Annotated in this window: 14 protein-coding genes; 11 read left to right on the top strand and 3 right to left on the bottom strand. The window is 65.0% G+C overall.

Features of this window, described 5'->3' with window-relative positions; translation table 11 throughout:
- The first annotated feature begins 1 nt into the window (after nucleotide 1).
- From rplS to ATE59_RS00120, 5 genes are all read left to right on the top strand, one after another.
- Nucleotides 2-379, top strand: a complete 378-nt coding sequence (gene rplS, locus ATE59_RS00140) for a 50S ribosomal protein L19 (protein ID WP_003041987.1) — start codon at nucleotides 2-4, stop codon at nucleotides 377-379.
- Between the two features lie 108 nt (nucleotides 380-487).
- On the top strand, nucleotides 488-1,513 hold the full coding sequence (locus ATE59_RS00135) for an aspartate-semialdehyde dehydrogenase (protein WP_003041985.1): 1,026 nt from the start codon (nucleotides 488-490) through the stop codon (nucleotides 1,511-1,513).
- A 175-nt stretch (nucleotides 1,514-1,688) separates the two neighbouring features.
- Nucleotides 1,689-2,480, top strand: a complete 792-nt coding sequence (locus ATE59_RS00130; protein WP_197409111.1) for a dimethylarginine dimethylaminohydrolase family protein — start codon at nucleotides 1,689-1,691, stop codon at nucleotides 2,478-2,480.
- 49 nt (nucleotides 2,481-2,529) lie between these two features.
- Nucleotides 2,530-3,138, top strand: coding sequence for a hypothetical protein (locus ATE59_RS00125; protein ID WP_058810789.1), 609 nt, complete (start codon nucleotides 2,530-2,532; stop codon nucleotides 3,136-3,138).
- A 60-nt stretch (nucleotides 3,139-3,198) separates the two neighbouring features.
- Nucleotides 3,199-3,933: a DUF4336 domain-containing protein gene (locus tag ATE59_RS00120; RefSeq protein WP_058810788.1), complete on the top strand. Its 735-nt coding sequence runs from the start codon at nucleotides 3,199-3,201 to the stop codon at nucleotides 3,931-3,933.
- A 21-nt stretch (nucleotides 3,934-3,954) separates the two neighbouring features.
- On the opposite strand, the gene ATE59_RS00115 is transcribed toward ATE59_RS00120, so the two are convergent.
- Genes ATE59_RS00115 through ATE59_RS00105 form a run of 3 tightly spaced genes read right to left on the bottom strand, consistent with a single transcriptional unit; the run spans nucleotide 3,955 to nucleotide 7,131 of the window.
- On the bottom strand, nucleotides 3,955-5,544 hold the full coding sequence (locus ATE59_RS00115) for an MDR family MFS transporter (protein WP_058810787.1): 1,590 nt from the start codon (nucleotides 5,542-5,544) through the stop codon (nucleotides 3,955-3,957).
- A 10-nt stretch (nucleotides 5,545-5,554) separates the two neighbouring features.
- A complete protein-coding gene (locus ATE59_RS00110; protein ID WP_058810786.1) occupies nucleotides 5,555-6,679 on the bottom strand; it encodes an HlyD family secretion protein in 1,125 nt (374 codons plus the stop codon).
- On the bottom strand, nucleotides 6,679-7,131 hold the full coding sequence (locus ATE59_RS00105; RefSeq protein ID WP_058810785.1) for a MarR family winged helix-turn-helix transcriptional regulator: 453 nt from the start codon (nucleotides 7,129-7,131) through the stop codon (nucleotides 6,679-6,681). The genes ATE59_RS00110 and ATE59_RS00105 overlap by 1 nt, the downstream gene beginning before the upstream one ends.
- Nucleotides 7,132-7,260: 129 nt before the next feature.
- Between ATE59_RS00105 and ATE59_RS00100 the strand changes: the two genes are divergently transcribed.
- The 6 genes from ATE59_RS00100 to ATE59_RS00075 all read left to right on the top strand — a co-directional run bounded on the left by ATE59_RS00100 (nucleotide 7,261) and on the right by ATE59_RS00075 (nucleotide 14,303).
- Complete coding sequence (locus ATE59_RS00100; RefSeq protein WP_003041968.1) at nucleotides 7,261-7,908, top strand: 2-hydroxychromene-2-carboxylate isomerase; 648 nt, start codon at nucleotides 7,261-7,263, stop codon at nucleotides 7,906-7,908.
- Nucleotides 7,909-8,075: 167 nt separating this feature from the next.
- Nucleotides 8,076-8,828, top strand: coding sequence for an alpha/beta fold hydrolase (locus ATE59_RS00095; RefSeq protein WP_058810784.1), 753 nt, complete (start codon nucleotides 8,076-8,078; stop codon nucleotides 8,826-8,828).
- Nucleotides 8,829-8,904: 76 nt separating this feature from the next.
- Entirely contained in the window at nucleotides 8,905-10,749 is a 1,845-nt protein-coding gene (locus ATE59_RS00090) for a M2 family metallopeptidase (RefSeq protein ID WP_058810783.1), read from the top strand.
- 154 nt (nucleotides 10,750-10,903) lie between these two features.
- On the top strand, nucleotides 10,904-12,499 hold the full coding sequence (locus ATE59_RS00085) for a helicase HerA-like domain-containing protein (RefSeq protein ID WP_058810782.1): 1,596 nt from the start codon (nucleotides 10,904-10,906) through the stop codon (nucleotides 12,497-12,499).
- A complete protein-coding gene (locus tag ATE59_RS00080; protein WP_058810781.1) occupies nucleotides 12,496-12,948 on the top strand; it encodes a hypothetical protein in 453 nt (150 codons plus the stop codon). Before ATE59_RS00085 ends, ATE59_RS00080 begins: the two co-directional genes overlap by 4 nt.
- A 68-nt stretch (nucleotides 12,949-13,016) precedes the next feature.
- Nucleotides 13,017-14,303: a cytochrome P450 gene (locus ATE59_RS00075; RefSeq protein WP_058810780.1), complete on the top strand. Its 1,287-nt coding sequence runs from the start codon at nucleotides 13,017-13,019 to the stop codon at nucleotides 14,301-14,303.
- The last annotated feature ends 46 nt before the right edge of the window (nucleotides 14,304-14,349 follow it).

Genomic DNA, 14,349 nt, shown 5'->3' with positions numbered 1-14,349 from the left:
CATGAACCTCATCCAGACGATCGAAGCCGAAGAAATCGCCAAGGCCGGCAAAGAGATTCCGACGTTCCGCCCCGGCGACACGCTGCGCGTCGGCGTGAAGGTGGTCGAAGGCGAACGCACCCGCGTCCAGAATTTCGAAGGCGTGTGCATCGCGCGCTCGAACAAGGGCATGGGCTCGAACTTCACCGTGCGCAAAATGTCGTTCGGCGAAGGCGTCGAGCGCGTCTTCCCGCTTTATTCGCCGAACATCGATTCGATTACCGTCGTCCGCAAGGGCGCCGTGCGCCGTGCGAAGCTCTACTATCTGCGGGGCCGCACCGGTAAATCGGCTCGTATTGCGGAGCGCCGCGATTACCGGTCGGAAGCCGGCGAAGGCTGAGGAGAGGTTTCTCCCCACAAAGCCGAAACAGCTTTCCAAAACGACCGGTTCCGCCAAAGCGCAGAACCGGTCGTTTTTCATTTCACGCCAAGACAAAGGACATATTTCATGGGTTACCGGATCGTCGTCGCTGGTGCGACGGGCAATGTCGGACGCGAAGTCCTCGCCATCCTCGCCGAACGCGAATTTCCGATCGCCGAACTGGCAGCGGTCGCGTCATCGCGCAGCCAGGGCGACGAAGTCGAGATCGGCGATACCGGCAAGACCGTGAAATGTCAGAATATCGAGAATTTCGACTGGTCGGGCTGGGACATGGCGATTTTCGCCATCGGCAGCGACGCGACCGCGATTCACGCGCCCAAGGCTGCGGCCGCCGGCTGCGTCGTGATCGACAACTCGTCGCTCTATCGCATGGACCCCGACGTGCCGCTGATCGTGCCCGAGGTGAACCCCGACGCGATCGATGGCTATACCAAGCGCAACATCATCGCGAACCCGAACTGCTCGACCGCGCAGATGGTCGTCGCGCTGAAGCCGCTGCACGATGCGGCGAAAATCAAGCGCGTCGTGGTTTCGACCTATCAGTCGGTGTCGGGCGCCGGCAAGGCGGGGATGGACGAGCTATGGAACCAGACGCGCCAGATCTTCGTCGGCGACGAAAAGGACATCAAGAAGTTCACCAAGCAGATCGCCTTCAACGTCATTCCGCACATCGACAAATTCCTCGACGACGGATCGACGAAGGAAGAATGGAAGATGGTCGCCGAGACGAAGAAGATCCTCGATCCGAAGATCAAGGTCACCGCGACCTGCGTCCGCGTTCCCGTCTTCGTCGGCCATTCCGAAGCCATCAATATCGAGATGGAGAAGGAACTGCCCGCCGAGGAAGCGCAGCGCATCCTGCGCGAGGCGCCGGGCGTCATGCTGGTCGATAAGCGTGAGGACGGCGGATATATCACCCCCGTCGAATGCGTCGGCGACTATGCGACCTTCGTCAGCCGCGTTCGCGACGACAGCACCGTCGACAATGGCCTGAACCTGTGGTGCGTCAGCGACAACCTGCGCAAGGGCGCGGCGCTGAACGCGGTGCAGATCGCCGAATTGCTCGGCCGCCGGCACCTCAAGAAGGGTTGATCCTGTTATCCTCCCTGTCGCGCAGCGATGGGGAGGCGGCAGCCCGAAGGACTGACGGAGGGGCTTTGACGCCGGTGCGCTCGCGGCCCCTCCACCATCCGCATCGCGGACGGTCCCCCTCCCCACCGCTGCGCGGCAGGGAGGATTGCCTTGGCGAGATCGGGGCATCCGGACTATGCCCAGTGACATGACCGCGCCCTTCGCTTTCACCCACGCGCTTTGCCGGACCCCGGCGCCGTCGGCCGTCAACGGCATCCGCGCGGGCGGCGGCCCCGATCCCGATCTGGCGGGAATCATGGCCGAGCATGTCGCCTATGTCGCGGCGCTGCGCGAGCTGGGACTGACGGTCGATGTCCTGCCGCCGCTCGATGCCTTTCCTGATGCCTTGTTCGTCGAAGACGTCGCGCTGACCTTTGCCGAAGGCGCGATCCTGCTTCGTCCCGGGGCGCCGAGCCGCGCGGGCGAGGTCGCGCATATCCGCGCCGCGCTCGCCGAACGGCACGGCCGCGTCCTTGAACTGGCCGGGCCAGGACATGTCGACGGCGGTGATGTGCTACGCCTTGCCGACCGCGTCATCATCGGCCTGTCCGACCGCACCGACCGGGCGGGGGCTGAAACGCTGACTGCGCTGCTCGGCGATCTTGGATACCGCGCGCAGATCGCGCAGACCCCGCCCGGCGTGCTGCATTTCAAGACCGGCTGCGGCCTCATCGACGACCGCCCCGTGCTCGCCGTCCCCGCCATGCGCGACTGCCCCGAATTTGCGGGGCTGGAGGTGGTGCTGACGCCGATGGGCGAAGAAGGCGCGGCGAATATCCTGCGCGTCCGCGACACGGTGCTGATCGGCGCGCGCTGGCTTGCAACGCAAGCGCTGCTGGCGGCGCGCGGCGTCCCGTTTCGCGCGCTGCCCACCGATCAGATCGCGCGGATCGACGCCGGGCTCAGCTGCATGTCGCTGCGCTGGTAATCGCCCCGCGCTCTGGCGTATAGCGGCGCGTCCCCTTCGGAGTCCTGCCATGCGCAAGCTGCCCGCCATCGTCCTCCTCGCGCTGCTCGCCGCGTGCAAGCCCGCCGCCGACAAGCCGGCCGCCGACGACCGCCCGCCGGTCGTGCCCGACGTGCCCGAGGCGAAGCTCGACGGTCCGGCCGCTGCGTCGCTGTCGGTCGCGCTCGACGCTGCGGGGCTGCGCTTCATCGACAAGGCCAGCGGTAAGGCCAGCTTGCTAGCGTTCGGCATCCCGCGAAAACAGGCCGAAGAGGCGTTGGCGCGCGTTGCGGGGGTCGTCGACGACCGCAGCGACAATGACGAGTGCGGCGCGGGGCCGATGCAATTTTCGCGCTTCGATGCAATGACGCTCAATTTTCAGGACGACAAGTTCGTCGGCTGGTTTCTGGGCGACGAGGCGGGCGCCGAATTCTATTCGACGGTCAGCGGCATCGGTATCGGCACGACGCGCGCCAAGGCATCCGCATCGGCCACCGTCGTCGATCACAAGGACAGCACGCTGGGCGAGGAGTTCAGCCTGGGCACCGGCGATGCAGCGATCGGCGGCATGTTCGCCGAACCGGGCAAGGATGCGAAGATCGAGGCGCTGTTCGCCGGGGCCAATTGCTTCTTCCGTTAACGGTCACGCAGATCGCCGGCGAGATTTGATCGACGGCGTTGCCGGGGCTAGTCTGCCGCCATGTCGGCTTTCCTTCCCTATGCGCCGCTCAACACGCCCAAAGCCTTTGGTGACCGATTGTGGATCGTCGATGGTCCCGAAATCCGCATGGATTACGGGCCGACTTCGATTCCCTTTCCAACCCGGATGACGATTGCGCGGCTTGCCGACGGCACGCTGTGGGTTCATTCGCCGATCGCTCCCGACAAGGATCTGCTTTCTGCCATCGACCGCCTCGGCCCGGTCGCCTGGCTGATCGCGCCGAACAGTCTTCATTATTGGCATATCGCCGACTGGCAGGCGATCTATCCCGGCGCGCGAACGCTCGCGGTGCCCGATCTCGCCACGCGCGCGAAGCGGCCCTTCCGCATCGACGCGACGCTCGACAGCGAGGCGGCGGTGCTGCCCGAAGAGCTGGAGACGGTTTTCGTTCCGGGCACGCTGGTCAATGAAGCGGTGTTTTTCCACCGGCCCTCGCGCACCGTCGTGCTGACCGACCTGATCGAGAATTTTGAGCCGCAGCGGATACGCAGCCGCTTTTATCGCGGGCTCGTCCGCCTCTCGGGCGCGGCGCATCCCGACGGCAAGGCGCCGATCGACCTGCGGCTGACCTTCTGGCCGCGCCGCGCGCGTGTTCGCCGGGCGGTCGCTGCGATATTGGGCTGGGATTGCGAGCGTGTCGTGATGGCGCACGGCTTGCCATATGAGCGGGACGGCGCCGCCGAGCTTCGGCGTGCCTTGCGCTGGGCCTGCTGACGCGGCGCTGGCGCGACCCTGTCAGTGCCCCATGTCGGCGGCCGAAGCCTGGGCCGCGCCGGGCCTGGGCGGACGCAGCAGGACGACGAGCGGCACGGCCGCGAGCGTGACCCACATCATCAGCCAGAAATCGTCGATATAGGCGACCATCGCCGCCTGCCGGTTGATTTCGCCATTGACCATCTGCATCGCGACGTCGCCGATGATGCCGAAGCGGTCGGCGGTCGAGGGATCGACGAGGCTGACCGAGCTGTTGGTGACATGCGCGACCAGATCCTGGTGGCTGGTCTGCGTATTCGATCCGAGCAGCGTCGTGACGACCGAAATGCCCACCGACGCCCCCATGCTGCGGAACAGATTGAGAAGGCTCGATCCGTCGGTGCGGAACTGCATCGGGATCGTGGCAAAGGCCATCGTGTTGAGCGGGATGAAGATCAGCCCCATCCCTAGCCCCTGCACCAGCCCGCTGACGACCACGGGACCGGTGCCCATCATCAGCGACCATTGGCTCATCTGATACAGCGAATAGGCGGCGATCAGCAGTCCCGAACCGACCATCCAGCGCGCATCGATCTTGCCGAGCAGGCGCCCGGCGACCCACATGCTCATCAGGATGCCGATCCCGCGCACCGCGAGCACCAGCCCTGTATCGATCACCGGCCAGCCGAACAGGCGTTGCAGCATCGGCGGCAGCAGCGCCATCGACGAGAACATGACGACCCCGATCACGATCATGAAGCCCATGCCCATGACGAGGTTGCGATCGGCGAGCATCTTGCGGTTGAACAGGGTCACCGGCGCGGTGAGCAGGTGGATGACGAACATCCACAGGCAAGCCACCGAAACGCCGAGCTCGATCCAGATTTCGATGCTGTCGAACCAGTCCTGCTGTGCGCCGCGGTCGAGCATAAGCTGCAGCGCGGCGAGGCCGAGCGCGAGCATCGAGAAACCGAACAGGTCGAACTTGCGTTCGCGGCTATGCGTTCTGGGCAGCAGCGCCCACATCAGCACCAGCGTGATCAGCCCGACGGGCAGATTGACGTAGAACACCCAGCGCCAATTCGCCGATTCGGTGAGCCAGCCGCCCAGGATGGGCCCCAGAATCGGACCGATCATGATCCCCATCCCCCAGATCGACATCGCCCGCGCGTGCCGTTCGGGCGGGTTGATGTCGAGCATCACCGATTGCGACAGCGGGCTGATGAAGGCGGCGGCGATCCCCTGCAGGAAGCGGAAGGCGACCATCTCCTCGAGATTCTGCGCGGCGCCGCACGCCATCGAGGTCAGGACGAAGCCGATGATCGCCGCAAGGAACAATTGCCGCCGCCCGATCCGGTCAGCGAGCCAACCGGTGATCGGCATCGCCACTGCCGAGGCGATGATATAGCTGGTGAGAACCCAGTTGACCGTCTCGCTCGTCGCGCCGAGCGCGCTTTGCATATGCGGGATCGCGACATTGGCGATGGTCGTGTCGAGGATCTGCATCACCGACGCGCCCATCACCGCCACCGTCAGCAGGCCGCGATAGCGCACCTGTTGATAGAGCGGGATCGACGCATCGACCGGCGATGCCGCTCTGGGCGACCGGCGGGGAAGGGCGCGGCTCGCCATCGGCCCGCCCCTATTTCGCGGTGATCACTTTGACGTCGGCGGACAGGCCGGCGATCATGTCGCGCGACGGCGTTTCGTCGAGCGCGATGCGCACCGGCACGCGCTGCGTCACCTTCACCCAGTTGCCGGTCGCATTCTGGGCGGGGAGTACCGAAAATTCGCTGCCGGTTCCGGCGCCGATGCTTTCGACATGGCCGCGTACCTTGAGCCCCGGATAGGCGTCGAAGCGGATCTCGGCGCGCTGGCCGACGCGCATGTCGGCAAGGTCGGTTTCCTTGAAATTGGCCTCGACATAGGGGTGCAGCGTATCGACGAGCGTCACCGCGGGGAGCCCCGCGACCATCATCTGGCCGAGTTGCAGCCGGTCCGACTGGGCGATTCGCCCGGCGCTCGGCGCGCGCACTTCGGTGCGGCCGAGGTTGACCTGCGCCTGCGCGCGCTGAACTTTTGCCGATTCGACCTCGGGATTCACGCCGCTGCCCCCGGTAGCAAGCTTGGCGCGCGCCTCCGCGGCGTCGGCGCGGGCCTGCGCAAGGCCTGCGCGCGCCTGTTCGACCGCATGCTTCGATGCGTCATAGGCCGCCTTGGTGGTGAAACCCTTTTCCATGAGCGCCGCCTGCCGCGCGAAATTGGATTCGGCAAAGCCCACCGCCTCCTGTGCCGCCTTGATGTCGACGCCGGTCGCGGCGAGGCTGGCCGACAGATTGCCGACATTGACCTTGGCCGCGTCGATCGCGGCATTCGCCTGCGCCACCGTCAGCGCATAAGGCTCGCCGTCGATACGAAAGAGCAGCTGACCCTTGTCGACCATCTGGCCGTCGCGCACCGCAACCTCGGTGATCCGTCCGCCGACTTCGGCCGCGATCGATACCTTGTCCATCTGGACATAGGCATTGTCGGTCGACACCGCACCGCCGCTTGTCAGCCAGTACCAGCCGCCGCCGACGAGCAGCGCCAGCGGCACGCCGAACATCAACAGGCGGGTGCGCCAGCCCGGCTTGCGGGCCTCGTCGGTTTCGGCCTCGGGCGCGGGCGGCACGGGATCGGCCTTGGGTTTCGCCTTCGGCACCGAAACCTCTTCGCCCGTGGGAGCGGCGGGAGCGGCGGCAGGACGGGAGGGGGAGAGCTGATCCATCACATTGTCTCTTTTGTCGTTTCCTTGCCGCATTCGCGGCGCGAAAGATTGGCTCGGACGCGCTCGACCAGTTCGACGAGCTGCGTGCGTTCGGCGGCGCTGAGCCCTTCGGTCGCCTCTTCGGTCAGCGCGTCGGCGATGTCGCGCATGCTGCCGACAATAGTGTTGGTGCGCGGCGTCAGATACAGCTGCCAGGCGCGGCGGTCGGTCGGATCGGCGCGGCGTTCGACCAGCTCCGCCTCGACCAACCGGTCGACCATGCGCGACAGGGTGATCGGTTCGACCTCGATCAGTTCGGCGAGCGGCCCCTGCCGGATCCCCTCGTGCCGCTTCAGATAGCTGATCAGCCGCCACTGGAGCGCGGTGATTCCGCTGTGTTTCGTGCGTGCGTTGAAGGCGCGGCGAAATAGCCGCGCGGTGTCGTTGAGCAGGAATCCGATCGTCTCACTCATGGCATGCGATATAATAGCAACTGCTATAATATTCAATGACGATTATGCTGCATGTGCGAAGCATCTGATTTGGAGCAAAAAATTGCCGTTTCGCTTGCGCGGCGCCGCATTTTTTGCAGGATGCCGCGCATGAGTCTGTCTGCTGATCTTTTCTGGTCCTTCCGCTCGCCCTACAGCTATCTGGCGATCGGCCGCTACCGCGCGCTGATGGCGAGCCACGATGTGACGATCAACCTGCGCCCGGTCTATCCGCTGGCCGTGCGCCAGCCCGACTTTTTCGAGCGCAACCACCCCAATTGGCTCAGCTACACGATGCGCGACATGATCCGCGTCGCGCAGTTCCACGGCATCCCCTTCGGGCCGCCGCGTCCCGACCCGATCGTCCAGAATGTGATGACGCGCGAGATCGCCGCCGAACAACCCTACATCTATCGCCTCACCCGGCTGGGGCAGGCGGCGTCGCGGCGCGGCAAGAGCCTGGCCTTTTGCGACGAGGTGGCGCAGCTCATCTGGGGCGGCGCGCAGGACTGGCACCTCGGCGACCATCTGGCGGGCGCAGCGAAGCGCGCCGGGCTCGATCTCGCCGAACTCGATGCGGAGGCGGAAAGCGACGCCGAAACGCTCGATCAGGAGATCGCCGCCAACCAGGTCGCGCTCGAAATCGCCGGCCATTGGGGCGTGCCGACATTGGTGTTCGAAGGCGAGCCCTTCTTCGGACAGGACCGCATCGAAATGGCGAAGTGGCGCATGGAGCAAAAAGGGTTGCGCCCGCGATAGCTTGCGGACGTTCGCGCTTATCCTCGCCCGTTTGCATGGAGCGAAGTCCGCTCCCTACCCCAAAACCACCATGTGTGGCCGCGGCTGATGTCGGTCGGTTCGTGCGAACGCCCGCTTGGGGATTTCACCCGCTTGCCCTTGCGCGTCTTCCCCGCATAAGGACGGGCATGAGCATCGAACCGCAATTTTTCGACGCGCGCGATGGGGTGCGCCTGGCCTGGCGCGCAATGGGCGAAGGTCGGCCGATCCTGTTGCTGCATGGGCTGTTTTCCAGTGCCGAAGTCAACTGGATCAAATTCGGCACCGCAGCACGGATCGCGCGCGCGGGATATCAGGTCATCATGCCCGACCTGCGCGTCCACGGATCGAGCGCGGCGCCGCATGGGGCGGAGCATTATCCTTCCGACATATTGGTGGACGATCTGCAGGATCTGGTCGCGCATCTGAACCTCACCGATTTCGACCTTGGCGGCTTCTCGCTCGGCGCGCGGACGAGCGTGCGCGCCGTCGTCACCGGGATGCGCCCGGCGCGCCTGATCCTTGGCGGCATGGGGCTGGCGGGGCTCGCGGGGTGGCAGCGGCGCGGGCAGTTCTTCAAGCGCGTGATCGCCGAATATGACAGCGCGAAGCGCGGCGACGACACATGGCTGTCGATCCAGTTCATGAAGACGATGAAGATCGACCGCGTCGCGGCGGGGCTTTTGCTCGACAGCTTCGCCGACACGCCGCCCGAGGCGCTGGCGGCGATCACGATGCCGACGCTGGTGGTGTGCGGCGAACAGGATCAGGACAATGGCTCGGCGCCCGAGCTGGTCGCGGCGCTGGCCGATGCCCAACTCGCGACGATCCCCGGCACGCACATGTCGAGCGTCACCGAGCCCGAGTTGGGTGAGGCGATCGCAGCCTTTCTGACCGCTTGACCCTCCGGCGCCGACGCGCCAAGCTGGTTTTACGGCGCCGCAGAGCGCACCCCCAAAGTCCAGAGGATTGCACCCCATGAAAGCCATGATTTCGACTATGTCGCTTGCCCTGTCGCTCGCGCTCGCCGCGCCGGCATATGCACAGGACGATGCCGCCGCGACCGCGGCCCCCGCCGCCGCGCCGACCGCGGCTGACGCCGATGCCTTCATCGCCGCCGTCGAGAAGGATCTGTTCGACTATACGGTCGAGGCGAGCCAGGTGAACTGGGTCAACGCCACCTACATCACCGACGACACCGATGCGATGGCCGCGCGGATCAATGCGGTGGGGACCGAAAAGTCGGTCAAATATGCGCTCGAAGCCGCGAAATATATGGATGTGCCGGGGCTGAGCGCCGATACGAAGCGCAAGCTCGACATCCTGCGCACCGGCCTTGTCCTTCCCGCGCCGACCAAGCCCGGTGCGGCGACCGAGCTCAATACGATCGCGACCGACCTGCAGTCGCAATATGGCAAGGGCCGCGGCACGCTCGACGGCAAGGAAATTTCGGGCTCGGATATCGAGGCGGAGATGGGCAATCTCCAGCACACGCCCGCCGAATTCGCCGAAATGTGGACGAGCTGGCACGACAATGTCGGCGCCCCGATGAAGGACGATTATGCGCGCATGGTCGCGATCGCCAACGAAGGCGCGAAGGAGCTCGGCTTTGCCGATACCGGCGCGATGTGGCGGTCGGGCTATGACATGTCGCCCGAGGATTTCGCGAAGACCACGGAACGGCTGTGGCAGGAAGTGAAACCGCTCTACATGGCGCTTCACACCTATGTCCGCTGGAAACTCAACGAGAAATATGGCGACGCGGTGCAGCCGAAAACCGGCCCGATCCGCGCCGACCTGCTCGGCAATATGTGGGCGCAGGAATGGGGCAATATCTACCCGCTCGTCGCGCCGCCGGGATCGGGCGACCTAGGTTACGACATCGGCGATCTGCTCAAGGAAAAGGGCAAGGCGCCGCTCGACATGGTCAAGGCGGGCGAGAATTTCTATTCCTCGCTCGGCTTCGCGAAGCTGCCCGATACCTTCTGGAAGCGCAGCCAGTTCCTGAAGCCCGCCGACCGCGAAGTCGTGTGCCATGCCTCGGCCTGGGACGTCGACAACAAGGACGACATCCGCATCAAGATGTGCATCAAGGTGAACAGCGACGATTTCGTCACCATCCACCACGAGCTTGGCCACAACTATTATCAGCGCGCCTATAACAAGCAGCCGTTCCTCTATCTGAACGGCGCCAACGATGGCTTCCACGAAGCGATCGGCGATTTCATCGCGCTGTCGATCACCCCGCAATATCTGGTCGACATCGGCCTGCTCGACAAGGCGAAGGTGCCGAGCGCCGACAAGGATATCGGCTTGCTGCTGCGTCAGGCGATGGACAAGGTCGCCTTCCTGCCCTTCGGCCTGCTCGTCGACCGCTGGCGCTGGGGGGTGTTCGACGGGTCGATCAAGCCCGCCGATTACAACAAGGCCTGGACCCAGCTTCGCCTGCAATATCAGGGCATCACGCCGCCGGTCGCGCGCCCCGACACCGCGTTCGACCCCGGCGCCAAATATCATATCCCCGGCAACACGCCCTACACCCGCTATTTCCTGGCGCGCGTGCTGCAGTTCCAATTCTATCAGGCGGCGTGCAAGCAGGCGGGATGGAAGGGCCCGCTCCACCGTTGCTCCTTCTATGGCAACAAGGAAGTGGGGCAGAAGCTGAACGCGATGCTCGAAATGGGCGCCTCCAAGCCCTGGCCTGACGCGCTCGAGGTCTTCACCGGCAGCCGCGACATGTCGGGCAAGGCGATGATGGAATATTTCGCCCCGCTCAAGAAATGGCTCGACGAACAGAATAAGGGCAAGCCGTCGGGCTGGTAAGGCACGCGGCGTCACGACAAAGCGACCGGAAAGAGAGCTTTCCGGTCCCTTTGCATGTCGGCCGGGGGACGGGCCGTAGCCGCATTGCCGATTGCCTGATTTCCTGCGCCGTTCTAGGCTCTTGGCCGGGTGCCCAGAGCGGAGGAATGCAGCAGTGAGCGACGGCAACGAAGCGACCGAAATCTACATCGGCTTGGGCGGAGGCGGTGCGCCCGACGGGCCGCGCCAGTCGCTGGTGCTGAAGCGCGCGAACCGCCACGGGCTGATCGCGGGCGCGACCGGGACCGGCAAGACGGTGACGCTGCAGGGACTGGCCGAGGGCTTTTCGGCTGTCGGCGTGCCGGTCTTCGTTGCCGACGTGAAGGGCGACCTGTCGGGCCTCGCGATGGCGGGCAGTCCGACATCGAAACTGCACGAGGTCTTTGCCAAACGCGCGGCCGAAATCGGCGACAGCGACTGGGCCTATCACGACAATCCGGCGATCTTCTGGGACCTGTTCGGCGAACAGGGCCACCCCATCCGCACCACCATTTCCGAAATGGGGCCGCTGCTGCTCGCGCGGCTGATGGATCTCAACGAGGTGCAGGAAGGGGTTTTGTCGATCGCCTTCCGCGTCGCTGACGAACAGAATCTGCTGCTGCTCGATATGGGCGATTTGCAGGCGATGCTCGCCTGGTGCGCCGAAAATGCCGGCGATCTGTCGACCAAATATGGCAATGTGACCAAGGCAACGGTGGGGACGATCCAGCGCCAGCTTTTGTCGCTGCAAAGCCAGGGCGGCGACCATTTCTTCGGCGAACCCGCGCTGGACATCATGGATATGATCCAGTGCGACGACAAGGGCCGCGGCTATGTGAACATTCTTGCCGCCGACAAGCTGATGGCCAGTCCGAAGCTTTATGCGACCTTCCTGCTCTGGCTGCTGTCCGAGATGTTCGAGACGCTTCCCGAGATCGGCGATCCCGACAAGCCGAAGCTCGTCTTCTTCTTTGACGAAGCGCATCTGCTGTTCGACGACGCGCCGCCCGCGCTGGTCGACAAGATCGAACAGGTCGTGCGCCTGATCCGATCGAAGGGCGTCGGCGTCTATTTCGTGACGCAGAACCCGATCGACGTGCCCGAAGAAGTCGCGGGGCAGCTCGGCAACCGCGTCCAGCACGCGCTACGCGCCTTCACCCCGCGCGACCAGAAGGCGGTGAAGGCGGCGGCCGACACCTTTCGTCCCAATCCGAAGGTCGACGTCGCGCGCGAGATCACCGAGCTCAAGGTCGGCGAGGCGCTGGTCTCGCTGCTGATGCCCGACGGCGCACCCTCGCCGGTCGAGCGCACGCTGATCAAGCCGCCCTGCTCGCGCGCCGGTCCGCTCGACCCCAAGGAGCGTGCGATCATCCAGTCGATCTCGCCGGTCGCGGGCAAATATGACACGCTGGTCAATCGTGAAAGCGCCGAAGAACTGCTCGCCGCCAAGGCCGAGCAGGCGCAGGCGGCCGCTGCTGAAGCCAAGGCGCAGGAGGAAGCCGACAAAGCGGCGGCAATCGCAGCGAAGGAAGAGGCCAAGCGCAAGGCGGCCGACGAGCGCGTCCGCCTGCAACAGGAACGCGCGGCGGCGCGCGAGGCGGCGAAGCCGAGCATGGCCGAAAAGATGATGGAGTCGGCGGCGCGCTCCGCTGCGACGAGTCTCGGCCGGCAGGTCGCGGGCAAGTTCGGCGGCCAGTTGATGCGCGGCATATTGGGCAGCCTGTTCAAATGACCGCCGACGATGCCGCGCGGATGGAGGCGGCGCTGCTTGCCGTTGCCGACGCGGGCATCGATATCCGCCATGCGCTGTTCGACCGGTTCCTCGACGCCTTTCCGCATCGCCGTGCGGCCTTCCTGAACCTCGACGCCGCGTCGCGGCGCATGACCGACGAGACGTTGCAGGCGATGTTCGGGCTGGCGCAGGGTGAGGGCTGGGTCTGGCCGCAGATTGCCGAACTGGTGGTAACGCATCGCAACTATGGGACGCTGACAGCGGCCGAATATGACGCCTTCGTCGATATGGCAGTCGATGCGCTTGCGGTAGCGGCGGGGGCGGCGTGGGACGCGGATTGCGACGCGGCATGGCGCCGTCAGGCCGCGGCGTTCAAGGCGATGATCCACCGCGCGCTCGCCGAATGGCAGGCGGCGCTTCCCGAAGCGCGCCAGCAGGTCGCAGGCTGACCCAAGCCAGCGCGCGGCGCGCTTTATTGCATCTCGACAGCGGCCAAGGCTTCGGGCAATTTGGTTGCATGACAAAACCTATATTGCCTGGAGAGGTAGCCGCCGCCGTCGTCGATCCCGTCGCTTACGGGGCATGGGATGGCTTGCACCAACAGCTTGCCTGGGCGCGCGCCAATGCGCCGCTCGCGGTGGCCGAGAACCCGGACTATGATCCCTTCTGGCTGGTAACGCGGCACGCCGATGTCATGGCGATCGGCCGTGACCCGCAGCGCTTTGCCAATGCGGTGCGCCCGACCGTGCTCACCAATCGCGATGGCGAGGCGCTCGCCCGTGCCGCGACGCCGGGCAATGATGGGCATCTGATCCGCTCGCTCGTCCAGATGGATGCGCCCGACCATATGAAATACCGGCTGCTGACGCAGAGCTGGTTCATGCCCAAGAATCTGAAGCAGGTCGAAGACCGCATCCGCCAGATCGCGCGCGAGACGGTCGACAAATTGCTCGCGACCGGCGGCGAATGCGATTTCGCGCGCGACGTCGCGGCGCATTATCCGCTGCACGTCGTGATGGACATATTGGGCGTGCCGCCGGAAGACGAGCCGCGGATGCTGATGCTGACCCAGCAATTGTTCGGATCGACCGACCCCGACCTCAACCGCAGCCGCGAGGCGATCACCAGCGCCGAACAGGCGATCGCGATGCTCCATTATGTCATCGCCGATTTCGAAAATTATTTCCGCGAACTGACCGCCGACCGCCGGGCCAATCCGCGTGAGGATATTGCGACGGTGATCGCCAATGCGACGATCGACGGCGGCCAGATCCCCGACCGCGAACTTGCCGGCTATTATATGATCATCGCGACGGCGGGGCACGACACGACGAGTGCGTCGACCGCCGGCGCGATCATGGAGCTGGCAAAAAATCCGGCGCTTTTCGAACGCTTTCGCGCCGCCGACAGCGACAAGGCGGGGCTGATCGAAGAGGCGATCCGCTGGACGACGCCGGTGCAGCATTTCATGCGCACCGCACGGGCCGATGTCGAGATTGGCGGGCAGCAGATCCGCGAAGGCGACTGGCTGATGCTCAACTATGTCTCGGCCAATCGCGACGAAGCGGTGTTCGGCGACGCCTTTGCCTTCGACCCCGACCGCGCGAAGAACCAGCAGATCGCGTTCGGCTTCGGCGCGCATGTGTGCCTCGGCCAGCATCTGGCGCGTATGGAAATGCGGATCATGATGGAAGAATTGCTGCCGCGCCTGAAAAAGCTGGAACTCGCGGGCGAGCCGGCGCGCGTCGAGTCGGTGTTCGTCGGCGGCTTGAAGCGCCTGCCGATCCGGTTCGAGGCGGCGTAGGGGGCTGCAAGCGACCGAAGTTTGCGAGGTTCACCGAAGGAATGAG

The sequence above is a fragment of the Sphingopyxis sp. A083 genome (genome assembly GCF_001468495.1).
In the GTDB taxonomy this organism is placed as follows: domain Bacteria; phylum Pseudomonadota; class Alphaproteobacteria; order Sphingomonadales; family Sphingomonadaceae; genus Sphingopyxis; species Sphingopyxis terrae.
The sequence above is the reverse complement of the archived record's forward strand: the minus strand, read 5'-3'. Positions and strand labels throughout refer to the sequence as shown.

Bases quoted from the DNA above. Each gene is read 5' to 3' on its own strand.
- rplS (WP_003041987.1), top strand. From the start codon at position 2: ATGAACCTCATCCAGACGATCGAAGCCGAAGAAATCGCCAAGGCCGGC.
- ATE59_RS00135 (WP_003041985.1), top strand. From the start codon at position 488: ATGGGTTACCGGATCGTCGTCGCTGGTGCGACGGGCAATGTCGGACGC.
- ATE59_RS00130 (WP_197409111.1), top strand. From the start codon at position 1,689: ATGCCCAGTGACATGACCGCGCCCTTCGCTTTCACCCACGCGCTTTGC.
- ATE59_RS00125 (WP_058810789.1), top strand. From the start codon at position 2,530: ATGCGCAAGCTGCCCGCCATCGTCCTCCTCGCGCTGCTCGCCGCGTGC.
- ATE59_RS00120 (WP_058810788.1), top strand. From the start codon at position 3,199: ATGTCGGCTTTCCTTCCCTATGCGCCGCTCAACACGCCCAAAGCCTTT.
- ATE59_RS00115 (WP_058810787.1), bottom strand. From the start codon at position 5,544: ATGGCGAGCCGCGCCCTTCCCCGCCGGTCGCCCAGAGCGGCATCGCCG.
- ATE59_RS00110 (WP_058810786.1), bottom strand. From the start codon at position 6,679: ATGGATCAGCTCTCCCCCTCCCGTCCTGCCGCCGCTCCCGCCGCTCCC.
- ATE59_RS00105 (WP_058810785.1), bottom strand. From the start codon at position 7,131: ATGAGTGAGACGATCGGATTCCTGCTCAACGACACCGCGCGGCTATTT.
- ATE59_RS00100 (WP_003041968.1), top strand. From the start codon at position 7,261: ATGAGTCTGTCTGCTGATCTTTTCTGGTCCTTCCGCTCGCCCTACAGC.
- ATE59_RS00095 (WP_058810784.1), top strand. From the start codon at position 8,076: ATGAGCATCGAACCGCAATTTTTCGACGCGCGCGATGGGGTGCGCCTG.
- ATE59_RS00090 (WP_058810783.1), top strand. From the start codon at position 8,905: ATGAAAGCCATGATTTCGACTATGTCGCTTGCCCTGTCGCTCGCGCTC.
- ATE59_RS00080 (WP_058810781.1), top strand. From the start codon at position 12,496: ATGACCGCCGACGATGCCGCGCGGATGGAGGCGGCGCTGCTTGCCGTT.
- ATE59_RS00075 (WP_058810780.1), top strand. From the start codon at position 13,017: ATGACAAAACCTATATTGCCTGGAGAGGTAGCCGCCGCCGTCGTCGAT.